The 25,506-nt window shown below is 69.8% G+C and carries 18 protein-coding genes and 3 pseudogenes; 13 read left to right on the forward strand and 8 right to left on the reverse strand.

Features of this window, described 5'->3' with window-relative positions:
- Positions 1-83: 83 nt before the first annotated feature.
- Positions 84-771 (forward strand): annotated as a pseudogene (locus ADL12_RS53480) (IS5 family transposase); the annotation flags it as partial.
- Here the strand turns inward: ADL12_RS53480 and ADL12_RS41710 are convergent.
- The gene (locus ADL12_RS41710; RefSeq protein ID WP_062713241.1) at positions 732-1,058 is read right to left on the reverse strand and encodes a MafI2 family immunity protein; all 327 of its coding nucleotides are present in this window, start codon (positions 1,056-1,058) and stop codon (positions 732-734) included. The pseudogene ADL12_RS53480 and the gene ADL12_RS41710 overlap by 40 nt on opposite strands.
- An 82-nt stretch (positions 1,059-1,140) precedes the next feature.
- Here ADL12_RS41710 and ADL12_RS41715 point away from each other — a divergent pair, with 82 nt between their 5' ends.
- The gene (locus ADL12_RS41715; RefSeq protein WP_062713243.1) at positions 1,141-1,542 is read left to right on the forward strand and encodes an LAETG motif-containing sortase-dependent surface protein; all 402 of its coding nucleotides are present in this window, start codon (positions 1,141-1,143) and stop codon (positions 1,540-1,542) included.
- A gap of 132 nt (positions 1,543-1,674) precedes the next feature.
- Here the strand turns inward: ADL12_RS41715 and ADL12_RS54610 are convergent, their stop codons facing one another.
- On the reverse strand, positions 1,675-1,824 hold the full coding sequence (locus ADL12_RS54610; RefSeq protein WP_159053467.1) for a hypothetical protein: 150 nt from the start codon (positions 1,822-1,824) through the stop codon (positions 1,675-1,677).
- Positions 1,825-2,352: 528 nt separating this feature from the next.
- A complete protein-coding gene (locus tag ADL12_RS41720) occupies positions 2,353-2,703 on the reverse strand; it encodes an MFS transporter (RefSeq protein ID WP_062713245.1) in 351 nt (116 codons plus the stop codon).
- Between the two features lie 109 nt (positions 2,704-2,812).
- Here ADL12_RS41720 and ADL12_RS41725 point away from each other — a divergent pair.
- Positions 2,813-3,088 (forward strand): annotated as a pseudogene (locus ADL12_RS41725) (transposase); the annotation flags it as partial.
- Positions 3,089-3,271: 183 nt separating this feature from the next.
- Here ADL12_RS41725 and ADL12_RS41730 read toward each other — a convergent pair.
- Positions 3,272-4,738, reverse strand: a complete 1,467-nt coding sequence (locus ADL12_RS41730; RefSeq protein ID WP_062713247.1) for a non-reducing end alpha-L-arabinofuranosidase family hydrolase — start codon at positions 4,736-4,738, stop codon at positions 3,272-3,274.
- A gap of 881 nt (positions 4,739-5,619) precedes the next feature.
- Here ADL12_RS41730 and ADL12_RS41735 point away from each other — a divergent pair.
- The 7 genes from ADL12_RS41735 to ADL12_RS41765 all read left to right on the forward strand — a co-directional run bounded on the left by ADL12_RS41735 (position 5,620) and on the right by ADL12_RS41765 (position 17,292).
- A complete protein-coding gene (locus ADL12_RS41735; RefSeq protein ID WP_062713249.1) occupies positions 5,620-7,050 on the forward strand; it encodes an endo-1,4-beta-xylanase in 1,431 nt (476 codons plus the stop codon).
- 100 nt (positions 7,051-7,150) lie between these two features.
- Entirely contained in the window at positions 7,151-8,452 is a 1,302-nt protein-coding gene (locus ADL12_RS41740) for an RICIN domain-containing protein (RefSeq protein ID WP_079052568.1), read from the forward strand.
- 741 nt (positions 8,453-9,193) lie between these two features.
- A complete protein-coding gene (locus ADL12_RS41745) occupies positions 9,194-10,162 on the forward strand; it encodes a cyclase family protein (protein WP_062713253.1) in 969 nt (322 codons plus the stop codon).
- A 125-nt stretch (positions 10,163-10,287) separates the two neighbouring features.
- Positions 10,288-13,191 (forward strand): SpoIIE family protein phosphatase, encoded by a 2,904-nt coding sequence (locus tag ADL12_RS41750; protein WP_062713256.1) that lies wholly within the window; start codon positions 10,288-10,290, stop codon positions 13,189-13,191.
- A gap of 139 nt (positions 13,192-13,330) precedes the next feature.
- Positions 13,331-14,914, forward strand: coding sequence for a sugar ABC transporter ATP-binding protein (locus tag ADL12_RS41755; protein WP_062713258.1), 1,584 nt, complete (start codon positions 13,331-13,333; stop codon positions 14,912-14,914).
- Positions 14,911-16,059, forward strand: coding sequence for an ABC transporter permease (locus ADL12_RS41760; protein WP_062713260.1), 1,149 nt, complete (start codon positions 14,911-14,913; stop codon positions 16,057-16,059). The genes ADL12_RS41755 and ADL12_RS41760 overlap by 4 nt, the downstream gene beginning before the upstream one ends.
- 69 nt (positions 16,060-16,128) lie before the next feature.
- Positions 16,129-17,292 carry a substrate-binding domain-containing protein gene (locus ADL12_RS41765; RefSeq protein ID WP_062713262.1) on the forward strand — a complete coding sequence of 388 codons (1,164 nt, stop codon included), beginning with the start codon at positions 16,129-16,131 and terminating at the stop codon, positions 17,290-17,292.
- A 14-nt stretch (positions 17,293-17,306) separates the two neighbouring features.
- Here the strand turns inward: ADL12_RS41765 and ADL12_RS41770 are convergent, their stop codons facing one another.
- Positions 17,307-19,817 carry a SpoIIE family protein phosphatase gene (locus ADL12_RS41770; RefSeq protein WP_244188250.1) on the reverse strand — a complete coding sequence of 837 codons (2,511 nt, stop codon included), beginning with the start codon at positions 19,815-19,817 and terminating at the stop codon, positions 17,307-17,309.
- Positions 19,818-19,898: 81 nt separating this feature from the next.
- Here ADL12_RS41770 and ADL12_RS41775 point away from each other — a divergent pair, with 81 nt between their 5' ends.
- The gene (locus ADL12_RS41775) at positions 19,899-20,696 is read left to right on the forward strand and encodes an alpha/beta fold hydrolase (RefSeq protein ID WP_062713266.1); all 798 of its coding nucleotides are present in this window, start codon (positions 19,899-19,901) and stop codon (positions 20,694-20,696) included.
- Positions 20,697-21,068: 372 nt separating this feature from the next.
- On the opposite strand, the gene ADL12_RS41780 is transcribed toward ADL12_RS41775, so the two are convergent.
- Positions 21,069-21,911 (reverse strand): helix-turn-helix transcriptional regulator, encoded by an 843-nt coding sequence (locus tag ADL12_RS41780; RefSeq protein ID WP_062713268.1) that lies wholly within the window; start codon positions 21,909-21,911, stop codon positions 21,069-21,071.
- 102 nt (positions 21,912-22,013) lie between these two features.
- Here ADL12_RS41780 and ADL12_RS41785 point away from each other — a divergent pair, with 102 nt between their 5' ends.
- Positions 22,014-22,709, forward strand: coding sequence for an SDR family NAD(P)-dependent oxidoreductase (locus ADL12_RS41785; protein WP_062713271.1), 696 nt, complete (start codon positions 22,014-22,016; stop codon positions 22,707-22,709).
- A 346-nt stretch (positions 22,710-23,055) separates the two neighbouring features.
- Here ADL12_RS41785 and ADL12_RS54615 read toward each other — a convergent pair whose 3' ends face one another.
- On the reverse strand, positions 23,056-23,304 hold the full coding sequence (locus tag ADL12_RS54615; protein ID WP_159053468.1) for a hypothetical protein: 249 nt from the start codon (positions 23,302-23,304) through the stop codon (positions 23,056-23,058).
- A 605-nt stretch (positions 23,305-23,909) separates the two neighbouring features.
- Between ADL12_RS54615 and ADL12_RS41790 the strand changes: the two genes are divergently transcribed.
- Entirely contained in the window at positions 23,910-25,154 is a 1,245-nt protein-coding gene (locus ADL12_RS41790; RefSeq protein WP_062713273.1) for an amidohydrolase family protein, read from the forward strand.
- Positions 25,155-25,338: 184 nt separating this feature from the next.
- Here ADL12_RS41790 and ADL12_RS53495 read toward each other — a convergent pair.
- Positions 25,339-25,506 (reverse strand): annotated as a pseudogene (locus ADL12_RS53495) (IS110 family transposase); the annotation flags it as partial.

A 25,506-nucleotide genomic window follows, 5' to 3' on the forward strand; every position in this document is an offset into this window, starting at 1 on the left:
CTGGTCACAGGGAACGTAAAGCCCGCTGACAGGTGAGGTAAGGCTCCCTTTGACCAACTCTTTCCGGCCGACTGGTGAATAGATTTGGAGCAGCGTCGGGCTGTACCTGGCGGCAGTTGCCGCCCGTCTTCGGTGCGTCCTGGCAGACGGTGCACCGCCGCTTCACCCACTGGTCCAAGGCCCGGGTATGGGCCAAGCTGCACCGCGTGGTGCTCGACCGGCTCGGCGCGAACGGCGAGTTGGACTGGTCTCGGTGCGCGATCGACTCGGTCAGTGTCCGTGCAGTCAAAGGGGGCCCTTGACCGGACCGAATCCGACCGATCGCGGCAAGCTGGGGTCAAAGATCCACGTCATCTGTGACCGCAACGGGCTGCCGATCTCGGTGGGCATCTCCGGCGCCAACCTGCACGACAGTCAGGCCCTCATCCCCCGCTCATGCGTGGCATCCCACCGATCCGCTCCCGCTACGGTCCCAGGCGACGCCGGCCGGCCAAGCTCCACGCGGACAAGTGCTATGACTTCGATCATCTGCGCAACTGGTTACGGCGCAGACAGATCGTCCAGCGGATCGCCCGCCGCGGTATCGAGCCGTCCGGCCGCCTGGGCCGGCACCGCTGGGGGATCGAACGCACCATGTCCTGGCTCAACGGCTGTCGCCGCCTGCATCGCCGCTACGAACGCACAGCCGGCCACTTCCCCGCCTTCGTCGGCATGGCCTGCACCCTCATCTGCTACCGCGGAGCAGTGCTGGTCTGGGACTTGGCCCAATAGATCATGCGCTCGTGAGGTCTCGTGGCGGCCGCCTTCGGCGCACCCACCACGACGCGCGATTCGATCAGCGGATTGTCCGGGTAGAGAAAAGCCTTCAGATCGCCGATCACATCGACGATGTCCTCGTCGATCTCGGGGGTATGGCGATGTACCCAGAAGGAGAGCAGCACTCTTTCCTCCTCGGCCGCAACCGCAACCGCGACCACATCGGAGGAGATCAGCCCCAGCAGGGCCTGCACCGCCATGAGGGCAATGCCGTTGACACGCTCAAGCTCGGGATCTGCCATGCCGGCGCATCTTGCCCGGTCATCGAGCAATCACGCCAACTGAGACGTCGTCTAAGACGTTCACCGCCGGCCCCTGCGCCCGGTGACCGTGACCGTCACCAACGCCAAGACCGCGACCGACTCGAAGCCTGACCCCTCGGACAAGCCCACCCACACCCCGTCCACCCCGGGCAAGCCGAGCAGCGGGACCGGCGGGGCCCAGCCCTCCTCGCCGGGCACCGGCACACCGGACGCCGACTCCTCGTCCACCGCCGCCGCAGCCCTGGCCGGCGACTCCACGCCGAAGGCGCCGGCGGGCTCCCTCGCCTACACCGGCGCTGACGCCACACCATGGATCGCCGCAGGCGCCGGCCTCCTCGCCGCCGCCGGCGCCGGAGCCCTCGTCGCGACCCGCCGACGCCGCATGGACGAATCCAACGACGACGGGCCCACCGAGGACCGACCCTCGCCTGTCCCACTCATGAAGCCCCCCGGAATCTGCTGATTTCGGGGGCTTCGTCGTGGGCGCCCGCCCGGAGCGGACGGTGCGGACGTATGCGGGTGGCAGGCAGAGGGGAAGGTGCTCGCCGTACGCGGTCCTGCGGTGCGTGGCCCTCGCTTCAGGTTGGCTCTTGCGCTACTGACGGGCCCGGAAGATCACCGCCAGGAGCCGCTCTGCTCGCGCCCTGACCTGCGGGTCGGGGTGCGCCAGGGCTGCGGCGAATAGCACCGTCAGTACGGCCAGAAGCGGGCTGGAGAAGGTCGCGAACTGCGTATCGAGTCCCATGCGAGCAGACCGTACTAGAAGTCACCTATGTCGCTAATGTACCCACCAAGGGGAGGGCGTTTAAGCTGGATGGGTCAGGGTCAAGAGGCTTGCTGGTCACATGTGTTGACGACCTCCGGGCCGCGTCGGCCACGTCCGGCAATTGCCCCAGTTTCGCCGTGGCGGACCTCACTCGAACTCCGCGCCTCAGCCAGTTCCTGCCGTGCCGAGCTGCTTGCCCGTGCCTTCCGGGGGCGGCTCGATATGAGGCGCGGGGCCCGACCCGTAAAGCCCGTACGGATGTTCACCATCAGGGGTGTATTCGCTGTCTCGTTCGGATTGCGGGCGACCGAACGCCGGCGCGAGCGCTCGGGGGTGCGTGTGACTGAGCTGCTTACTTGGCCATCGAGTGCTTCGGTTGGCCACTTCGGCGCTCATGGCCCTGACGGCCTTGCGTCGGCCCCCGCAGCTCAGGGCTGGTCGTGGAACTGTCGCCGGACGTCGCCGATCGCCCTCGCGGTGGGCGGGGCGATTGGCGACGTCTTTGGTTCAGGCGGAGATGTCGGCTTCCGTCTTCTGCGCGGTCTGCGTCGCGGTGGGCGCCGGCGGAGTGCTGCCGGGCCGGCGCAGGGTCAGGGCGATGGCCACTCCGAGGAGGGTGAGGGCGCCGGCGGTGAACCCTGCGGTGCGCAGGCCGGGGACGAGGTCTGGACCGATTCCGGCGTGGGCGCCGCTGTCGGCGATGGCGACCAGGATCGCGAGGCCGACGGCGGAGCCGATCTGCTGCGTGGTGGAGGCCATGGCGGAGGCGATGCCCTGGTGGCGGGCGTCGACGCCGCTGGTGGCCGCGACGAACATGGCGGTCCAGGCGATGCCCTGGCCGAGGCTGAGCAGGATCACGCCGGGCAGGTCCGCTACGAGGCGACCGTCCTGATCGCAGCCGTCACCGAGTGGCTGTGATCCACGGCCGTCATGCGGAGGGATTCGCGTTCCCACGCCTCAGCCAGTGCGGGACTACCGTGATCTGCTGGTCCGCGCACACATCCAGCTCGGCGGCCCGTTCGTGGTGGTCCGGGACAATCTCAACACCGGTCTGGCGGCCGGGCTGAAACGGTACGAGGCCGAGCACGACTGGCTCACCACCGTCCGCCTCCCGCCCTATGCGCCCGACCTGAACCCCGTCGAAGCCCTCTGGTCACTGGTGCGCAGAGCTATGGCCAACACCGCCTTCGGCACATCCGACCACCTCGACCGTGTGCTCCGCCGGGAGTTACGCAGGATGAAAACCTCAGTAGCAAGCGCCACCGGCGGCCGCACCGCGTTACGGGAATCGGGCTGGTGAGCGTTGCCCGACCCCGCGCTCCGTCGCCGTATGAGCGCTGACGCTGTCGCGTGACCCGGGCGGGCTCGGCCTTCCGCCGAGCCCGCCACGCCGGCTCCGTACCGGAGCTGGACTCGTGTCACGCCGTCAGCGCTGCAGTGTCAGCAGACCCGGACGGTAGGGCAGGAGGCCGTAGTCGCCGCCGGAGTTGGGGCTGCGGCCCTGGTAGAGCAACTGCAGATTGCAGGGATCGACGGTCATGGTCTGATCGGGGCTGGTACGGATCAGTTCGCCATGGCTGATGTCGTTGGTCCAGGTGGCGCCACTGTTGGCCTTGCCGGCGAAGGGATTGCTCTCGGTCGCGGCCTGAGGTGTCCATGAGCCGTTCAGACTGGTGGCCGTGAATGAGCGGAAGTAGCGGCCCTGCGAGCCGATCGCCTCGACGATCATGAGGTAGCGGTTCTGGCCCTGGAGCTTGTAGACCTGCGGGGCTTCGAACAGGTTGTTCCTCGTATCGCTCATGATCACTGTCGAGGTCGTGCCGAAGCTGCCCGGGAAGTTCCCGATCGGCATACTGGCCCGGTAGATCTTGCCGTTGTCACCGGCGAAGAACAGGTACATGTTCGTCCCGTCACCGATGAGCGTCTGGTCGATGGGTCCTGTTCCGGAGTCGGAGATGCTTCCGGAGAAGAGCACCTGCTGGGATGACCAGCCATTGGGGTTGGTGGGGTCGCTCGACGTCCGGTAGGAGAAGGCGGTCCCGCCCCACTGGTAGGCGAGCACCCAGATGTTCTTCGGCGCGAAGTAGAAGAGCGTGGGCGCGACGGTTGAGGCTGACATCGTGTTCTGGCTGGCCGAGGCCATCTCCGACCAATTGGTGAACAGGCCGAAGTTCATCGAACCCCAACTCGTCCCCGTGTCGTGCGTCGTCGCATAGACGAGTTGCCTGCCGTTGTAGGGGGCGACGGTGAAGTCCTTGAGCGAGACCCACCCCGGCTTGGGCTGCGCCAGCGCGCCCGTTGATGTCCAGCGGTATGTCGACGGAAGATCGCACGGGCCGGGGTTGTCGGCGCCGACCTTGACGAGCTGCCACTGCTGGTTGGTGCCGCCCCAGTCGTCGTACTGGACGATGTTCGCGTTGTCGGCGGTGGAGGCGCCTTGCACCTCGAGGGCCTTGTTGCTGTGGCGCGAGATGAACCTTACGTAGCCATCCGAGCTGTCGGCCAGCCGCCACTGCTGGTTGGTGGCGTTCAGGTCGGCCCACTGGACGATCGAGCCGCCGTTCGCGGTGGACCAGTTGTAGACGTCCAGCACCTTGCCCGAGTGGCGGGACTTGATGCGGTAGTAGCCGCCCCCGGAATCGACGAACTGCCACTGCTGCTGGGCCTGATTGTTCCTGGTCCACTGGGTGATGCGGGCGCCGTCGTCGGTCGCCAGGTTGTAGACGTCAAGGGCCTTGCCGCTGTTGCGGTTGACCAGCACATACGAGGCGTTGGGGTCTACGGTCGCCGCGCCGGCGGGCTGGGCGCCGAGGAAGGTGGCCACGAGCAGCAAGGGCGCAAGGACGGCGAGTAAGCGTCTTGGGCGGACCGGGGACGGGTGGCGAAACCACATCAGAGGGCCTCCTTGGGGGCGGGGTGAGGTGACGCCGATGAACCGCGGAGCGGCCGTACCGAGGGCAGGGAACAGCTTCGAAACATTCGAAGAGATCCCCGAACCTTTGACGCCACAAGCTAGGAATGCGGGGCCTTCTGGTCAAGGTCTGTCGCCGATCTGTCCACAAACAGATCCTCCCCTTTTGGGCTTGGCAAGCTGTCGCGCCAACCGGAAGCACCCCCAAAGTTCGATACGGCTCCCCAGTCCAAGGGTCCACGGGTGGGAAGTTGAGTTAGCGGCGTCCGCGCACTCGTCCTGGTCCGGGCCCGGGGCCTACGGCATCCGCCGACGGTAGCGCCGGAGGGTTCGCCGTCCGGCTCGACCCGATTTCGAAAGTTGCGGGCGGGGAACAGAAACTTTCTCTGCGGTGAGTATTGACGATCCACCGTCAATCCCTCAATCTCCCTCTCTGAGTGGCCGACCGTAGTTCGGGATTTCGAACTATGTCGGCCCTGAGCAATCTGTGCTGCACGACGGATCCGCGCACCAAAGCACCTGCGCCACCCCGTTTCGTTTCCGGTGAGGTTCGCACCAGCGCATCCTGGCTCTTCGCCCAGTTGGAGAGGTACGCGACGCCGCGTGTCGGCCCCCCGGCTGAGCCGCGATGGAGTACCCCCATGTCTGTGTCGAAACACCGCCGCCGCCCGCCGTACGTCACCCGACGGCCGAGTCCGGGTGCCGTCGGTGCCGGTTGAGATCGTCCCGGTCCCGTGACCGCGGTGTCCGGTGATTCCGTGCTGCCCGGGTTCTGGCCGCCCCGTCCGTCTGCCGAGTGGGAGCGGACGACGCATTCCCCTGCGCTTCAGTCCTTCCGTGATTTCTACCTTGGAGGCACAGTCATGGGCTCGTATGCCCTTCCCAGATCCGTTGTCCGCCGGAAGACCCGCGGCCTGCTGTTGGCGCTGGTCGTCGGCGTCCTAGGTACGGTCGCCGCACTGGTCGCGCCGCCGACCGCACACGCCGCCGAGAACACGCTGGGCGCCGCGGCGGCGCAGAGCGGCCGCTACTTCGGGACCGCCATCGCCTCGGGCAGGCTGGGCGACTCGGCGTACACGACGATCGCGAACCGTGAGTTCAACTCGGTGACGGCCGAGAACGAGATGAAGATCGACGCCACCGAACCGCAGCGGGGCCAGTTCAACTTCACCGCCGGGGACCGCGTCTACAACTGGGCGGTGCAGAACGGCAAGCAGGTGCGTGGCCACACCCTGGCCTGGCACTCCCAGCAGCCCGGCTGGATGCAGAGCCTCAGCGGCAGCTCGCTGCGCCAGGCGATGATCGACCACATCAACGGCGTGATGGCCCACTACAAGGGCAAGATCGTCCAGTGGGACGTCGTGAACGAGGCCTTCGCCGACGGCAGTTCGGGAGCCCGGCGCGACTCCAACCTGCAGCGCACCGGCAACGACTGGATCGAGGTCGCCTTCCGCACCGCGCGCGCCGCCGACCCGGCCGCCAAGCTCTGCTACAACGACTACAACGTCGAGAACTGGACCTGGGCCAAGACCCAGGCCATGTACGCCATGGTCCGAGACTTCAAGCAGCGCGGCGTGCCCATCGACTGCGTCGGCTTCCAGTCGCACTTCAACAGCGGCAGCCCCTACAACAGCAACTTCCGCACCACCCTGCAGAACTTCGCCGCCCTCGGCGTCGATGTGGCCATCACCGAACTCGACATCCAGGGCGCCCCGGCCACGACCTACGCCAACGTGACGAACGACTGCCTGGCCGTCCCGCGCTGCCTCGGCATCACCGTCTGGGGTGTGCGCGACACCGACTCCTGGCGACCGGAGCACACGCCGCTGCTGTTCAACGGCGACGGCAGCAAGAAGCCCGCCTACACCGCCGTCCTCAACGCACTCAACGGCGGCTCGTCCACGCCCCCTTCGGAATCCGGACCGATCAAGGGCGTCGGTTCGGGCCGCTGCCTGGATGTGCCCGGCACCAGCACCACCGACGGCACCCAGCTCCACCTGTGGGACTGCCACAACGGCACCAACCAGCAGTGGACGTACACCGCCGCCGGCGAGCTCAGGGTCTACGGCAACAAGTGCCTGGACGCCGCCGGCACCGGCAACGGCACCAAAGTCCAGATCTACAGCTGCTGGGGCGGCGACAACCAGAAATGGCGCCTCAACTCCGACGGATCCATCGTCGGCGTCCAGTCCGGCCTCTGCCTCGACGCCGCCGCAGGCGGCACAGCCAACGGCACCCTGATCCAGCTCTACTCCTGCTCGAACGGCAGCAACCAACGCTGGACCCGTACCTGAGGGGACCTGCCTCAAACGAGAGGGTGAATCGATGAAGACCTACGGTGCGGCTTCCCCCGCCCCTCCACGAAGGCATCGCTGGTTATCCCGGGTCGCCGCGGTGGTGGCGGCGACCCTCGCGATCGGCATGCTCGCCGCGGTGAAGCCGGCGCCCGCCGAGGCGGCGACGGTAGACACCAACGCCTGGTATGTCCTGGTCAATCGCAACAGCGGCAAGGCGCTGGACGTCTCTGGCGCGTCCACCGCCGACGGCGCGCGGGTCAGCCAGTGGACGCGCAACGACGGAGCCCATCAGCAGTGGCAGTTCGTGGACTCCGGCGACGGCTTCTACCTCCTCAAGGCCCGGCATTCGGGCAAGGTTCTCGACGTGGCCGGCGCCTCGACCGCGGACGGTGCCGCGATCCAGCAGTGGGCCGACCACAGCGGGGCCAACCAGCAGTTCCGCCTGGCCGACTCCGACGCGGGCCACGTCCGGCTGATCAACCGCACCAGCAGCAAGGCGGTGGAGGTGCAGGGCGCCTCCACCGCCGACGGCGGCAACGTCGTCCAGTACTCCGACTGGGGCGGCGCCAACCAGCAATGGCAGATGGTCAAGCTGTCGTCCGGTGGCGGCGGCGGGTGCGGCAGCGCCCCGACCCTGGCGAGCGGTACGCACACGATGCAGAGCGGCGGCAAGAGCCGCAGCTTCATCCTCAGGGTTCCCGCCAACTACGACAACAGCCACCCCTACCGGCTGATCTTCGCGTTCCACTGGCGGGGCGGAACCGCCGGCGACGTCGCCTCGGGCGGCACGAGCGGGAACGCCTGGTCCTACTACGGCCAACAGGAACAGTCGAACAACGGCGCGATCCTCGTCGCCCCCCAGGGCCTCGGCAACGGCTGGGCCAATTCGGGCGGTGAGGACATCACCTTCGTCGACGACATGATCCGGCGGATCGAGGGCGGCCTCTGTGTCAACCCGGCACAGCGTTTCGCCACGGGATTCAGCTGGGGCGGCGGTATGAGCTACGCACTCGCATGCAGCCGGGCGAACGCCTTCAGGGCCGTCGCGGTCATATCCGGCGCTCAGATCAGCGGGTGCAGCGGCGGCACCCAGCCCATCGCCTACTTCGGAATCCACGGCATCAGCGACTCCGTCCTCAACATCGCGCAAGGACGGTCCCTGCGCGACAAATTCGTCAGCAACAACGGCTGCACCCCCCAGAGCCCGCGCGAGCCCGCGCCGGGCAGCCGAACGCACATCACCACCACCTACTCGGGCTGCCGTACCGGATACCCGGTCCAATGGGCCGCGTTCGACGGAGGCCACATACCCGGTCCGGTCGACGGCTCCTCCGGCGAAAGCGGCGTCGCCACCTGGACCAAGGCAGAGATCTGGAGGTTCTTCGCACAGTTCCAGTGACACGCCCGCACCACGGAGTGGAGCCAGGATGATCCTGGCTCCACTCCGTCGACGGCCATCCCGGATTGAAGGACGGAGGGGCCTTTTCAGGAGAGCTCTCACGCCTTCGGATTGGTCACGGCCGGCGAGCAGGCCGCGGGAGAAGTGGCGTTCGAAGAAGACCAGAGCCAGATCACGGGCTTCGGCGGTCGCCTCGCAGCCGTCTACTGCTGCTGGGCCGCCTCTTCGAGATGAAGGAGCTCCTGGAGGGCGCGGCCGCCCGCCTCCTCGCCCGGCGGAGTTGGTCCAGGAGTTCCACGACCTGCTCATCGCCGGTGCCGACGGCATGGCACGGCGGGCTCCTGAAACCGGGCGATCACGGGTGCCTCCCGGCAGTCCTGATGGTGGATCAGAGCCGGGTTCCGCCTCTTCGGCGGTGGTGCCCGGCTGGTGGAACAGGTCGCCGAGCACACCGGCGGCACCGTCCGCAAAGCCCTGGTCGACCAGGGCTTCGAGAACCGGATCCATGTCCTGGCCGACGCCTCACCGGCGTGAATACCCCGACCTGGCGCAAGAGCCGCCCCAGGACCACCCCGTGAATGTGCGAAGCTGGTTTTCTGATCACGAGGACGAAGCTCTTCCGTGTCACGGCGTCGAGGCCACGACGTCAGCCGGGCGCACGCCCCCGGAAGCCCGATCCGTATCGCGCCCGGTGACGCCCTGCCGTCGGCGCCGTTCCAAAGCTGGGAGCGGTGAGTACAGATGAGCCTGAGTTCCGCCGATGCCCCGAACCCCGGGCCGACCGGTGCCGGCAACGGGCCGGCCGTCTCCCGCCGGGAGTTCGACGCACTCTTCGATGCGGTTCGCGCATGGGGTCGCTGGTCCCCGGCCGACCGTGGTGCCTGGAACCGTGTCACCGCGGACCATGTGCGGGAGGCCGCTGCCGGCGTGCGGTCAGGGACCGTCGTCCCGCTGGCGCTGCCCTGGAACACCCGACCCGGTCCCGGCAACCGCAAGCCCGCCCTGCACCACATGACCGACCTCGGCGACGTTCAGGCGCCGGAACCCTCCACCCACAAGGACTTCATCGCCGCCGACTACCACGGCAAGGGCATCACACACCTCGACGCACTGTGCCACATCGCCTACCGGGGGCAGCTCTATGACGGCCGGACGGCACACGAGGTCGTCGATGCCGCAGGCGCCCGCTTCGGCGCGGTGTCGACGCTCGGGCCCCTCGTCACGAGGGGTGTGCTCCTCGACCTCCCCGCCGTCCTCGGGACCCGCTGGCTGGAGCCGGGGCAAGCAGTACACGCCAAGGACATCGTCGCTGCGGAGAAGGCGCTCGATGTGACGATCGGCGAGGGCGACGCGGTACTGCTGCGCTCCGGGCACGTCCGCCGCCGCGAGGAGCTCGGTGCCTGGGACCCCGACACGGCGAGCGCGGGCTTTCACGTGGACGCCCTGCCGCTTCTGGCCGAGCGCGGTATCGCACTGCTCGGCGGAGACGGCGACAGCGATGTACGGCCCTCGCCCGTGGACGGTGTGCACTCGCCCGTCCACGCCCTGGCCCTGGCCGCGATGGGGGTGCCGCTGCTGGACAACCTGGACCTGGAAGGGCTCTCCGCGGCCACTGCCGAGGCGGGGCGGCATGAGTTCCTGCTCGTGGTGGCGCCACTGAACGTCCCGGGAGGGACGGGCTCGCCCGTCAACCCGGTCGCGGTCCTGTGACAGACCGGGTCCGGTCACCGTGCGTGAGGGATCTTGCGAATCATGACTAGTGCACCTTAATGCCCGTATCCTCGTCAATGCCAGATATTTCCGAAGAGTGGATTGTCGAAGGCGTGAGGCAAAGCGTGGATCGGGCCGGCGGCGAACCGATACCGACGGGGCGTGCGACAGGCGGCACGGGGCCCGCCCGTTTCCGTGAGCGGTTTCTGCAGGGTGATTCGGTCGGGCCGGGTGTGCGAACCTCGATCCTGAATTCCTGGCAGCGTTGCCGGACCCTGGGGCTGTCGCCGGACCAGTCCGACCTTCCCTATCGGGAGGACTTCGATCCGGACGGGCCGATAGTCCGCGCAGCCGTGCCGGTGCTCGACCGACTGCAGTCCACGTTCGCCGGCAGCGCGATGAACATCTCCGTCGCCGATGCGAATGGGACGGTGCTCCTGCGCCGTTTCGGAGAAGCGTCGCTGGCCAGAACTCTCCCGGCGATCCAGAGCGCCCCGGGGTTCGTGTTCGCCGAGCAGGTCGCCGGTACCAACGGCATCGGTCTCGCCCTGGCGGAGCGGCAGCTCATCCGGGTCTACGGCGCTGAGCACTTCGCCGAGCGCTCCCAAGGCAGCGCCTGCCGCGCGCTTCCCGTCCGCGACCCGCTCAGTGGCCGCATCGAGGGCGTTCTGTGCTTCGGCTATCCTCGCGGCGCCGAGAATCCGGCGCTGGACACCGTCATACGCAAGGCGGCCGAGGCCATCGAGCGGCGGTTGCTGGCGCGGAGTTCCGCACGTGAGCGCGCATTGCTGCGGGCCTACCTGGACACCGGAGCCGAGGCCGACGCAGGCCTTCAGCACCGTATCGGGGTGGCGGAACTGGCCCTGGAGCTGCACCCCCGCGGCCAGGCGATCCTCATGGAGAAGGCCGCCGAGCTGATCTCCCGCGCACAGCGGGGCGCCGTCGACGTGCCCCTGCCCGACGGTCGACGGGTCACGCTCGTGAGCCGCCCGATGACGAGTGCCTCCGGAGTGGAGGGCGTCGCCATCGAAGCCGTTCTCCCCGGCCTCGCACCGCGCGAGGCTCTCGCCATCCCGCACCAGGTCGACGAGGTGCTGGGCTTCCCCGCCGAGCCTGCCGTCGCCTCTGTCCTCCGGCTCTCCGGAGCCGTTCCCGTCGCCGTGACGCCCGGGCATCTCTCCCTCACTCCACCGTCCGGGCAGCATCCTCCCGAGACGGCACCCGACCGGCCGGCCGTGGCCGGCGAGGGCATCACGGCCGCCGACATCGACGGCGTGACGGACGGCCGACCCACGGACGACCGACCCGACTCCCCGCCCTCCGTCAGAGGACTCGTGATGGTGGGGGAGCCGCACGTGGGGACGTACGCCCTGGCCGCGCGACGCCGACTGGAGTTGCTGTCCGAGGCCAGCGTCCACATCGGCACCACCCTGGACGTACGCCGCACCGCCCGGGAACTCGCCGAGACGGCGGTGCCGCGACTGGCCGACTTCGTCACCATCGACCTGCCCGAGGCCGTACTGCGCGGTGAGGAGTCCGCCGATCCCCGCCGTGACCTGCGCCGTGCGGTGGTCCATGGCATCCGCGACGGCTGTCCCTTCAGTCCGGTGGGCAAGCACGTCGACTACGGCCCGACGACGCCGCAGATGCGGTGTCTGACGAGTGGGCGGGCAGTGCTGGAACCGGACCTGCAGACCGCCGCGGGCTGGCTCGCACAGGACCCCGAGCACTCCGAACAACTGCTGAGCCACGTCCACTCCCTCATCGCGGTGCCCCTGGTCGCCCGCGGCGTCGTGCTGGGGGTCGCCAGTTTCTATCGGGCGGAGGATCCCGCCTCTTTCGGAGACGACGACCGCTCGCTGGCGCAAGAGCTCGCCACCCGTGCCGCGCTGTCCATCGACAACGCCCGCCGCTACACGCGCGAACGCACCATGGTCCTGGCCCTGCAGCGCAGCCTGCTCCCGCACGGACTGCCCGACCAGGACGCCGTCGAGGTCGCCCATCGTTATCTGCCCGCCGAATCCGACGTCGGGGGAGACTGGTACGACGTCATCCCCCTGTCCGGCGCCCGCGTCGGCCTCTTCGTCGGTGACGTCGTCGGCCACGGTCTGTTGTCCGCCGCCACCATGGGCCGGGTGCGCACCGCCGCACGCAGCTTCGCCGAGCTCGACTTCCCCCCGGACGAGGTCCTCACCCACCTCGACAACCTCGTGGGACGCCTGGACCGGGAGGAGCCCGCCGCCGAGGGTGCCGGCATCATCGGCGCGACCTGTCTGTACGCGATCTACGACCCGACCTCGCAGCAGTGCACCATGGCCCGCGCCGGCCACCCGCCGCCCGCCCTGGTCCGCCCCGACGGCACCGTGTCGTTCCCCGACCTGCCCGCCGGGCCCCCGCTCGGCCTCGGAGGTCTGCCCTTCGAAGCCGCCGAGATCCACCTCCCCGAAGGCAGTCAGCTGGTCCTCTACACCGACGGACTCATCGAGGACCGGCACCGCGACGTCGACGTGGTCCTCGATCAGCTGCGCGAGGTCCTGGCCCACCCGGAGCGTGCACCCGACGAGACCTGCCAGGCGGTCCTCGACACCGTGGCGCCGGCCCACCCCTACGACGACATAGCGCTGCTCGTGGCCCGCACCCACGCCCTGGACCCGGGGCGGATCGCCACCTGGGATCTGCCCGCGGATCCGGCCCTCGTCAGCGAGGTCCGCTCCTGCGCCACCCGGCAACTGGCCGACTGGGGACTCGACGAGGTCGTGTTCGCCGCTGAACTGATGCTCAGTGAGCTGGTCACGAACGCCATCCGCCACGGTGCCGGGCCCATCCGGGTACGGCTGCTCCACGACCGCACCCTGGTCTGCGAGGTCTCCGACACCAGCAACACCGCCCCACATCTGCGTAGAGCGGCCAGCACCGATGAAGGGGGCCGCGGCCTGTTCCTCGTCGCGCAGCTGGCAGAGAGCTGGGGCACGCGCTACACCTCGGAGGGCAAGGTCATCTGGGCCGAATGCGGGCTCGACGGTGCCTGAGGCGCTGAAGAGCGGCGCCGCCCACTGATCCGTTGGAGTCACAGACGACGACAAGATGCCTGAAATATGTTGATATGGCCCGCTAGGATCACTGACACGAGTCGGGAAGAACTCGCCAGGCCGATCCCCGGAGTCGTCCGTGCACGACGCTCACGACACCCCTGCGCCGGCGGTCCCGCCCAGCGGGGCAGTACCCCTGGTCCGTATCCGCGGGCTCGCCAAGCGGTTCGGCGGGACCCTCGCGCTGGCCGGGGTCGACCTCGACGTCCACACCGGTAGCGTCCTCGCCCTCCTCGGCCCCAACGGAGCCGGAAAGTCCACGCTCATCAAAGTGCTCGCCGGCGTACACCAAGCCGACTCGGGGCAGATCGCGGTGGACGGGCACCCACTCGGGAGTCATGCCGCTTCCCGCAGCATGTCCTTCATCCACCAGGATCTGGGTCTGGTGGAGTGGATGACCGTCGCCGAGAACATCGCCCTGAGCACCGGGTATCCGCGCCGCGCCGGACTGATCTCCTGGCGGCGGACCCGAGAGCAGTGCACCGAGGCACTGCGGATCGTCGCCGGACATCTCGATCCCGACGCCCCGATCGCCGGCCTTCCCCCCGCCGAGCGTTCCCTGGTCGCCATCGCACGAGCCCTGGCGGCACGGGCGAAGCTCATCGTCCTCGACGAACCGACCGCCCGCCTCCCGGCCGCCGACTGCACCCGGCTGTTCCGCGTCCTGCACGCTCTGCGCGACCGGGGGCACGGCATCCTCTACGTCAGCCACCGCCTGGACGAGGTGTACGAGGTCGCCGACACCTTCGCCGTCCTGCGCGACGGCCGCCTCGTCAGCCACGGCTCGCTGGCGGACCACACCCCGGCCCGCCTGGTGCACGACATCATCGGCGAGGAACCGGCCGACCTCCCCCACTCTCGGCTTCGCTCGAGCGGGGGGACCCCCATCCCCGCCACGGCCCCGGCCGGCGGCGCGGCCGTCCTGACCCTCGACGGCGTACGGACAGCCGGTGCGGGACCGGTCGACCTGGAGCTCAGGCCCGGGGAAGTCCTCGGGCTGGTCGGCCTCACGGGCGCCGGACACATGGACCTGGGGCGAGCCCTCGCGGGTTCCCGGCCCCTTCTCGGCGGACGTGCCGTCCTCGGCGGCCGCCCGTACAGTCCCCGTACGGTCGCCGACGCCGTCGGGCTCGGTGTCGCCTTCGTACCCGGCGACAGGCAGCGTGAGGGCTGCCTCGCCGAGCTGACCGTACGGGAGAACCTCCTGGCCAACCCCCGCGCGGGAGGCCGGCCGGCGCCGCGCTGGATCAGTCCCCGCCGCGAACGCGGCGAGGCCGCCACCCTGATCGGACGGTTCTCGGTGCGTCCCCGCGACAGCGAGGCGCTCATCGCCACCCTGTCGGGCGGAAACCAGCAGAAGGTCATGATCGGCCGGTGGCTCCGGGTGGAACTGCGCCTGCTGATCCTCGAGGAGCCGACGGCGAGCGTGGACATCGGTGCCAAGGCCGCGATCCACCGCCTGCTCGACGAGGCGCTGGCCGCGGGTCTCGCCGTCCTCCTCATCTCCACCGACTTCGAGGAGGTCGCGGGCGTGTGCAGGCGCGCCCTGGTCTTCGTTCGCGGGTCCGTGACGGCCGAGCTGGGCGGTCCGGCCCTCACGGTTGCGGGGCTCACCCGGGCGGCCTCGGCCATGCCCCCCTCCGGAACCGCGACGAACCCGTGACCGCCCCGCCCTCCCCGCCCACCCCGTCCTCGCCCCGGCGGCAACCACGTCGACCGGGCCTGCTGAGCCGACTCGGCCGACGGGCCGGACCGGGCCGACCCGGCGGGCACCTCATCGGCGCTTACGGCCTCCTGGCCCTCACCGCCCTGCTCTACCTGATCTTCTCCCTCGCTCTGCCGCGTACGTTTCCCACCCTGGACACTGTCGACTCGATCCTGTCCAACCAGTCGATCCCGGCCGTTCTCGCGCTCGCTGCCATGGTCCCCATCGTGACCGGCGCGTTCGACCTCTCCATCGGCTACGGCCTCGGCCTGGCGCACGTCATGGTGATGCAGCTCCTCGTGGGCGGCGGGTGGCCCTGGCCGCTCGCCTGCCTCGCGGTGATCGTCGGAGGGGGCGTCGTGGGCGTCCTCAACGGCGTCATCGTCGAGTTCGGGCGGATCGACTCGTTCATCGCCACGCTCGGGACCGGCAGCATGATGTACGCGCTCACCGGCTGGATCACCGACGGCGGCCGGATCGTCCCCGGCCCACAAGGCCTCCCGGCTGCCTTCACCGACCTCTACAACTCCACGTTCCTCGGCCTTCCGGTCCCCGCCTTCTACGTGCTCGCGCTCGCGGTCGCCCTCTGGCTGGTGCTGGAGCGGCTGCCGCTCGGCCGGTACCTGTACGTCGTCGGGTCCAACCCGCGCGCCGCCGACCTCGTCGGCATCTCGATCCGCAAGTACACCATCTACGCCTTCGCCACATCGGGGCTGATCGTCGGCTTCGCCGGAGTACTGCTCGCGGCCCAGCAGCAGATCGGCAATCCGAGCGTCGGCCTCGACTACCTGCTGCCCGCCTTCGTCGGCGCCCTCCTCGGGTCCACCGCGATCAAACCCGGCCGCCCCAACGCCATGGGCACCGTGGTCGCCGTCGCCGTCCTCGCCGTCGGCCTCACCGGCATCGGCCAGATGGGCGCCGATTTCTGGACGATCCCGTTGTTCCACGGCGGCACCCTGCTCCTCGCCGTCGGCCTGGCCGGTTACGCCGCTCGCCGCCGGCTGCGCACCAGCGTCGTCGCAGCCCGCGATTCGCCCGCCGTGACGCCGGAGCCGTCGTCCTCCCCGAGGCAGGACGACGGCACATCGGGCAGCACTCCATGACCCACGCCGCGGTCGACATCACAGCGCCCGGCCCACATCCTCCCGTTCATCCCTCCGCGAGGAGCTTCCGTGCACTACCACCGCAAGGCCACGCCCGGCGGTTTCAAGGCTCGGTCCGCCGCCACCGCCCTGCTGGCCGCTGCAACCGTCCTGGCCGGGTGCGAACGCGGCTCGTCGAATGCCCCCGGGGACTCCACCTCGGGCCCGAGCGGCTGCCCCTCGGTCCAGGCCAGGGCCCAGGCGGCCGTGCAGCGGGCGGAGCGGACGGACGTCCCCTGGAACGGACCCACCAGCGGCCCCACGGCGGTGGCCGGCAAGACCCTCGTCTACGTTGCCCAGACCATGACCAACCCCGGAGTCGCGGGCGCCGCCGACGGCGTGCGGCAAGCCGCGCGGGTCATCGGCTGGAACGTCCGGGTGATCGACGGCGGCGGCACCCCCGCCGGCATCCAGGCGGCGATGAGCGATGCCGTGGCCCTCAGGCCCTCGGGCATCGTCATCGGAGGCTTCGACCCCAACTCGACCTCGCGGCAGGTGGCCCGGGCGAACACGGCACGCATCCCGCTCATCGGCTGGCACGCGGTCGCCGCCCCCGGCCCCAGCCGGCGGCCGGAGCTCTTCACCAACGTCACCACCAAAGTCGAGGACGTGGCCAGAGTCAGCGCGCAATGGGTCATTTCGCGCTCCAACGGCACCGCGGGGGTCGTGGTCTTCACCGACGCCTCGATCCCGTTCGCCAAGAACAAGTCCGAGCTGATCCGGAAGGAACTCGCCACCTGCTCGGGCGTGAAGCTGCTGGCGTACCAGAACATCCCGATTCCGGACTCGAGCAGCCGCACGCCCAGGGAGGTCTCCTCGCTCCTTTCCCGCTTCCAGGACCGGTGGACGTACTCCGTCGCCATCAACGACCTCTACTTCGCCGATGCCGCCCCTGCCTTCCGTGCGGCCGGGAGGAAAGGTTCCGGCCCGCCGTTCAACATCGGCGCCGGCGACGGTGACCCCTCCGCCTTCCAGCGCATCAACAGCGAGCAGTACCAGGCGGCCACCGTGCCCGAGCCGCTGTCCCAGCAGGGCTGGCAGATCGTCGACGAGTTCAACCGAGCCTTCTCCGGCCGTCCGGCCAGCGGATATGTGGCCCCCGTCCACATCACCACGGCCGACAACAGCGACGGTGCCACGACCTGGGACCCCTCGGCCTATCAGGAGGCGTACCGGAAGATCTGGGGCAAGTGACAGCGGCGTCGGGTCTACCGCGGCGGGGCGTACTCGGTCAGCAGGAGTGCGATGTCGTCCACCCTGTCGGGCGAGGGGCAGACGTCGCGCAGCAGCGCGTCGGCCAGATCCTCCAAGGGGCCCCCGCCCAGGCGGGCCAGTGACGCCCGGAGCCGGTCGACGTCGGAACCGATGTCCGACTCGCGCCTCTCGATCAGCCCGTCCGTGTACAGGGCCAGGACCGACCCGGGTACGAGGCGCAGCTCCGACTCCGGAAAGTGTGCCGCTGCGTCGATGCCGAGTAGAGGGCCGCCGGGCACATCCAGGATTTCGGCCTGCCCGTCGGGCAGGCGCAGCAAGGGCGGGAGGTGGCCGGCACGGACGATGCGCACGACCCCCGAGCGGGGATGGAAGCGGGCGTAGCAGCAGCTGGCGAGCAGCGCCGGGTCGAGGTCCATGTGGAGCCGGTTGGTGCCGGCGACGACGTCGCTCGGCCGGTGGCCCGCGGCGACGAAGGCCCGCACCGCGCTGCGCAGCTGGCCCATGGCGGCCGCGGCGGCGACGTTGTGCCCCTCGACGTCCCCGACGACCAGAGCGACCTCGTCGCCGGTGGGGATGACGTCGTACCAGTCGCCGCCGATCTCCATCCCCCTGGTGCCCGGAAGATAGCGCCCGGTGACACGGAGGCCAGGCAACGTGGGCAGCCGGTGCGGGAGCAGCGCGTTCTGCAGGCCGCGGGCGAGGGCGAACTCGGCGTCGTAGAGCCTGGCGCGTTCAAGGGCCTGGGCGATCAGGCCGCCCAGCGCGGTGAGGACTCCACGCTCCTCGTCGGGAAACCGGTGGACGTCGTCGAAGGCGAGCATGCAGACGCCGACCGGGCGGTTCGAGGCGATCAAGGGCAGGAACGCCCAAGAGTTGGAGTGACTGACCGTGATCCCGGGGTAGGTCTCGAGGAGCTCCTCACGGGACTCGACGAACAGCGGGGCCCCGGAGGTCAGCGCGTCCGTCACGGGCAGCCGGGCATGCAGCGGAGTGCCTTCGAACCGGGCGAGAAAGCGCTTCGAGTAGCCGCGCTGAGCGAGCAGGCGCAGGCGCCGCTGCTCCACCACCGAGATCGCCAGCTTCTGGCCGCCGAAAGCGGGCAGCAGCTGCTCGGCGACGGCCTCGAACACCTCGTGCGCGGTGACCGCCTCGGTGAGCGCGCTGCCCAGCGTGAGTACCCGGTAGAGGGAACCCACGCGCGGGGCCGCGGGCGGAGACGACAAGGAGACGGGCGGCCCCCCTTCCGCGACGGGAGCCCCGGGTCCGGTGTCGGCCGGTACGGGCTGTCGCACGGGCGCCGCCCACCCCGTCATGCCCTGCGCGCCCGGGTGGAGAGAGAAGACCAGCCACTCGTCGGGTGGGCGGCGGACCAGGAAGGAGACCGGTTGCTGGGAGACGAGTGCTGCGCGGTAGCGGTCCTCGTACACGGGATCGGCCAGCCAGGGCAGGACGTCCCAGGGGCGTCGGCCGAGCAGTTCGTCCTGACGGACCCGCAGCAGGTTCTCCAGGCTGTGGTTGGCGTAGGCGAGGCATCCGTCGGGCGAGAGCGCGAAGAAGCCGTCCGCGAGCCGCTCGATCGCCGCCACGGCGGCCATGCCGCTCCCGGAGTCGATTACGGCGCCGATCAGATGGGCCGAGGCCGCCAGGTCGTCAGGGCTCTCGGGTATCCGGCCCCACAGCTCGACGGTGCGGTGGCCCCCGCGGCCGTCCCGGATGCGCAGGCAGTGCGCCAGTACATGGCCTTCCTGGACCGCGGCACGGGCGGCGGACCGGAAGCCGGGCAGATCCGTCGGCTCGATCATGGCCGCCAGGGTGGCCGCCCGCCCGTCGAACTCGCGGGGCGGAATCCCGAAGATCGCGCACAGCTCGTCGTCGGCCGTGAGCGCTCCGGTGTCGAGGTTCCAGTCGAACAGACCCACCCGGATCACCGGAGCGGACGGCAGCGGGACCACGATCGGGGCCGTCCGCTCGTCGTACTCACCGAGCGCGCCGCGGGCCCGCAGTCCGGCGAGGGTGGTGCCCAGCCGGTCGGCGACGGAGCGCAGCTGCCGGCGCTGCGCCCTCGACAGTCCTGCCCCGTCCGGCCCGGCTGTCCACACCACGGCCAGGGCGCCGAAGGTCCGCTCGCCCGCTCGTACGGGGACCGACGCAGAGCCGAACGGGTAGGGCAGGGCGACCGCGAGCTGGGGGAAGCGCCGCATCGTCTCCTCCGCGTCGGCCAGGTGGACCATGCGCCCGGAGCGGTACGCCTCCGCCACCGGCATACCGCTGTTCACCGGGATCCGACGCCACCCGCTGAGCAGGGAGGGCGGTGTCCCGCACGACGCGGCCACCACGAGCGAGCGATGGTCGCCGGAGAGCAGAAACACGCTTCCGGCATGCGCTCCGGTCACCTCCACAGCACTGACCACGGCACTGACCAGCGCGTCGTCGCGCTCGGGCGCTTCGCCGGCACTTGCGGCGCCGAACGGGTACGAGTTCGGTGCCACACCGTTGGCCGACACGTTGCCCTCGATCTCCCGTGAGTAATTTATTCCATTTTAGGGTGGTTTATAGCTCCCCGTGGGCAGGTGGAGGAGGTTGCCGTGTCGTCGATCGCCGTCAATGGGGCAGGCATCTACCACGAACTGCGGGGCACTGGCCCATCGGTGATGTTCATCTCCGGCGCGACCGGTGATGCCGGACATTTCGAACGCGTTGCGGACCTGCTCGCCGATGAGTTCACCGTGCTCACCTACGACCGGCGAGGTAACTCGCGCAGTCTCCCTCCCCGTGGCTGGGGGACGACGTCGGTGGCCGAGCAGGCCGACGACGCGGCGGCGCTTCTCTCTGAGCTCGGGCTCGCTCCCGCCGCCGTGTACGGCAACAGCTACGGGGCGACCTTTGCCCTCGACCTGTTGCTCCGCCATCCCGGTGTTGTCCGCTCCGCGGTGTTGCACGAGCCTGCGATGATCTCGGTGGTGGACGACCCGGCAGCGGCGCAGACGAGCGTGAGGTCAGCCGTTCAGGAGGGGCTGGCACGGGGAGGGCCTCCGGAAGCTGTCGACCGCTTCTTCCGCCTCGTGGTCGGCGATGCGACCTGGGATCGTCTGCCCACGGGCTTGCGCGACAGGATGACCTCGAACGGAGAGACGCTGGTCGGCGTGGAGCTGGGAACGTTCGAGTCCTACCGCCCTGACGATTCGGCGCTCGCCGGCATCACCACGCCTGCCCATGTCTTGGTCAGCGAGGATTCACCCGGCTTCTTCCACGAGGCCGCCGCATGGCTCGCCGGGCGGACGGGGTTCGAGGTGGTACAGACACCCGGCTCGCACGCGCCCCAGTTCGACCACCCGGATGAGCTCGTCCGGACCATCAGGCCGCTACTGCGGATGCATACATAGCCATCCAGCCATCGCAACCACGCTGGGCCGCTTCGGCGTCGTCCGGGCGCGGCCACATCTGCCGAAGTCCGGCCAGCGGGGCGGGCGTTGGGCGAGCCATCCCAGGTGACAAACGGCCGCTGCCCGGAGTCCGTCCACTTCCTGCCCGAGACGGGCGCGTTTCCCGGAGGGCGGGCACGCCCCACCCCTTTTCCGGCAAGTGGCAGTCATCCAGCCGAAGTCCCACGTCCATCCACGGCTGGCGCCCCGATGTCTTCTGCACCGCGGCCTCCTTCGGGGGCCCCGGCCTCCTATGCCTCAGTTCTCAGGGGTGCTGGGGCGGGGCGACGAGGCGCGGCGGCAACTCCAGAGGGAAGCCAGGCTCAGGCAGTCCTACTCGGCAGCCAGGCTCTGCGTACCGATCACCGCCAGCAACTCCAGCTTCTCGGCGTCCTCGGTGCCCGGCTCGGCCGAGTAGCCGAGGATGCGCAGGCCACTGCCGTCCATCCGGAGCACGTTGCAGTCCAGGGTCAGCAGGCCCACCTGCGGATGCTCGATCGTCTTGCGCGAGACCTCCAGACTGCCGACGACGCCCGCCTCCCACAGCTCGGCGAACCGCTCGCTGCCCGCGCGCAACTCGGTGATCAGCCGCCGCAGTTGACGGTCGGCGGGATACCTGGCGGCGGCGGCGCGCAGCTCGGAGACCATGCCGATCTCCAAGGCGCGCTGTTCCTCCGGTGTGTGCCGGATCCGGCTGGACGACCCCAGGAACACGCCCCACGCCCCGTTGCGTTCGAAGCCGCGTGAGCCGGACATGTCGCCCAACAGCGCCCGGTGCATCGGGTTGGCCACCAACAGCGTCAAGGCCGCGTCGGTGACCGCGACCGGTGTGTCCACCAGCCGGTCCAGCAGCCGCAGAACGCTGGGTGGGATGTACGACGGCACCACCTCTGGGCCTGGCAGCACCAGCCCGGCCAGCCCGAAGAGATACGCCCGCTCGTCTCCCGTGAGCCGCAGCGCCCGCGCCAGGGCCTCGACGACCTGACCGGAGGGGTTGGCTGACCGGCCCTGTTCGAGGCGGGTGACGTAGTCGACGGAGACCCCGGCCAGCAGGGCCAGCTCCTCACGCCGCAGACCGGCCGTCCGTCGCTGTCCGCCGATGGGCAGCCCGGCCGTCTCGGGGGAGATGCGGTCGCGCCAGCGCCGCAGCGCCTGGCCGAGTTCCGTCGTGGTCATGTCCTCAGTGAACACTGTCGGTTGGGGTGCGTGCCTGGTACTGGGAGTCCCAGGAAGAAGGATCTCCTGGCTGTCCGCCCGGCCCGGCAGGAGTGTGGCGGCATGACGACAACACTGATCACCGGAGCGAACAAGGGGCTGGGTTTCGAGACCGCCCGCCGTCTCATTGCCGCAGGCCACACCGTCTACGTCGGCGCCCGGGACGCCGAGCGGGGCCGCCGCGCCGCCGACGAGCTCGGCGCCCGGTTCGTCCAGCTCGACGTCACCGACCAGGCCGCCGTGAAGACCGTCGAGGCCGAGGGCGGGCTCGACGTGCTGGTCAACAACGCCGGCATCGAGGTCCGGGGCGAGGACAACAGCGTGCCCGGCGCCGCGGACATCACCGCCGACCAGGTGCGGACCGTCTTCGACACCAATGTCCTGGGCGTCGTCCGCGTCACCCACGCCTTCCTCCCGCTGCTGCGACGCTCGGCCGCGCCGGTCGTGGTCAACCTCAGCAGCGGCCTCGGCTCCCTCGGCTACGTCTCCGACCCGGACCACCCGGCCCACCGCTACCCGGGTCTCACCTACGCGGCCTCGAAGGCCACGGTCAACATGATCACCGCGCACTACGCCAAGGCCTTCCCGGCCATGCGGATCAACGCCGTGGCGCCCGGTTTCACGAAGACGGACCTCAACGGCCACACGGGCATGCAGTCTGTCGAGGAAGGCGCCGAGATCATCGTGCGCATGGCGCAGGTCGGCCCCGACGGCCCGACCGGCGGCTACTTCGACACCGCCGGCACAGTGCCCTGGTGAGGCCGCAGCTGTCGGCGCCTTGGCCGGCCGCGAGCCGAGCGGATCGTCGGCGGCCACCAGGGTTTTCTCACGCCTTGCTGTCGGCCTGAGTCACGCCACATTCCAGTTCGCCTTCCCCCCACCTCACCGATCTGCCGACCCCCGCACGACCGGGGCGTACGGCATGCCGGGCAGACCACTTTGGACCGGAATTGATGAAGAAACTCGGAAATGTTCGCGCGGTCGCCGTGCTGCTGACTCCTGTGCTCCTCGCGGCCCTGGTACTCGCCTTCGTCGTGGTGCAGGCCCGAACGACGACTCTCCAAGCTCCGGGTCCGACAGGGCTACGGGCTCACGGCGACGGCGTCTATACGGTGCGGCTGGGCGACTCCATGGGTACCGCGCCCAGCGGCTTCACCGCCCGGCTCACAGGCGGGCAGGCCGCGAAACTCGTCGCCACGCCGGGTGTGGTGTCGGTGACCCGGCTCCCAGGCCGTGCGGCGGTCGTGCCGACGCTGCCGGGCTGCCACTCGGCGGCCGCCCCCGCTGCCCCCGCTCCCGTTCCATCTCCTTCTCCCTTGCCCGCGCCGCTCCCACCGGCGGACGGCAGCGTCACGTCTCCGGGCAGTGATCACGCCGCCCAGCTCCCGTCCCGGCCTTCCCGCCATGGCCGTTCCGGCGGAGTGGTCGGGAACGGGCAGGCCAACGCGGCGAAGGCGTCCCCCCACCCTGCCGAAGTCAGCCGGTTTCACGGCCGACCCGCAACTCCGCCGGACTCTCGGTGAGATGCCGAACCTCATGTCGGCACAACTGAAGGACGAGCGCCCCGCGACCTCTACCGCGAGTCGGACGGCGTTCAACGGCCCGGAACGCTCTCGAGCTCCGTAGAGGCATGCGCGAAGGCAGGCGATTCCAGGCGCCACGACGGAGTCGCACGTCAACGGGATCCGATGCTGCTGTCGCCCTTCACGCCACAGGTCACTTTCACCAACGCAAAGCCTTCCTGCTCGCACGCCACGAACCACCGTGGCACTCCTGCCTTGTCCACCTCGATCCCTTCCGAGACAACGGAGACGAACCATGAACATGCCCCGCCGAAACCTGCTGACGGGGGCGGCCGCTGCGGCCGCGGCCACCCTGACCTCGTCACCGGCGACCGCTGCGCCCGGCGGAAGTCGACACCCCGGCTCAGCACACCTGGCGAGAGAGACGGCCACTGTCATGCCGAAAGGCCGGATCCTGATCCGCAACGGCCACGTTATCGACACCGAACCCCAGCCGGTCGTCCACGCCCGCACCGACGTCCTGATCGAGAGGGGCCGGATCGTCGCTGTCGGGCGCAACCTCCGCTCCGACGGCGCCATGGTCATCGACGCCACCGACCGCATCGTGCTCCCGGGCTTCGTCGACACCCACCGGCACATGTGGCATTCGGCGCTGCGCAGCGCGGCCGTGGACGTCGACCTCGACGCCTACTTCCGGCTTCTGGGGCAGGTCGGCCCGAAGTTCCGGCCGCAGGACGTGCACATCGCCACGCTGGCCGGCGCACTGGAGTGCCTCGACGCCGGCATCACCACTCAGCTGGACTTCGCGCACATCGCGTACTCGCCCGAGCTCGCGGACGCCGCCGTCGACGCCCTGAAGGCGGCTGGGCTGCGCGCGGTCTTCGGCTACGGCACCCCGGTCAACGTCACCGGAGGCGGGAAGCTCGCCGACGTCTGCCGGATCCGCGAGCGTCTGGCGGACGACAACGCGCTCGTCACCATGGCGTACGCCCCGCTCGGCCCCTTGTCGACCCCGATGGAGACGGTGGCCAAGGACTGGCGCATCGCCGACGAGCTGGACCTGCCGCTGACGATCCACCTCGCCAGCACCCCCGTCAACGAACGCCCCGTCTTCGCCCTGCGCGACGCCGGACTGATCCGCGAGAAGACCCTCTACGTCCACGGCAACGGGGTCGGTGACGACGAGCTGAAGCTGATCGCCGACTCGGGCGCCACCGCCTCGGCCACGCCCGGCGACGAGGCCGGCCGCCTGCGGCGCGCCGGTATCACCACCGGCACCGGCGTCGACACCGTCGCCTTCGCCCCCGGCGACATGTTCTCCACGATGCGGGCAGCACATCTCGCCGGCCAGATCGCCGAGGACCCCCGGATGACCGCCAAGGACGTCTTGCGGATGGCCACCCTGGACGGCGCCGCCGCGATGGGACTGGCCGACCGCACCGGCTCGCTGCGCCCCGGCAAGCAGGCCGACGTCATCATGCTCCGCCTGGACGACCTCAACATGCTCACCGCCGAACGTGACCCCATCGCGGCCGTGGTCACAGCGGCACAGCCACACAACGTGGACACGGTCCTCGTGGCAGGGAAGGTCGTGAAGTTCGCGGGCCGGCTGGTCCACGCCGATCTCCGCCGTACCGCCCGGGCCCTGCGCGCCACCGCGGCCGCGATCAGCGCCCGCTGACCGGAACCCACCGCCTCCGGCTCTGACCGCAGGGACCTTGAACATCAGCGCCGACGCGCTGTTGCTCATCCGACGCACTGACGGTCGAACTCCCACATGCCGCCCGCCTCCATGTGCTTGTCCGATGCGGCTGTCCTATGACACTGAACCTTGAGCGTGTGCCATCGATTCCTAATGCCGTTTGTCAAGCCGCGAGGGCCGTCGGCGGCGTGAGCTCGTAGCACCGTCCGTCGCGCAGGAGGGCCCAGAGGACGTTGACGCGGTGACGGGCCAGCGCGAGGACAGCTTGGGTGTGCCGCTTGCCCTCGGCTCGTTTGCGGTCGTAGAACCGGCGGGACTCGTCGCAGTGCCG

It is taken from the genome of Streptomyces regalis, from assembly GCF_001509475.1.
Classification (GTDB): Bacteria; Actinomycetota; Actinomycetes; order Streptomycetales; family Streptomycetaceae; genus Streptomyces; species Streptomyces regalis.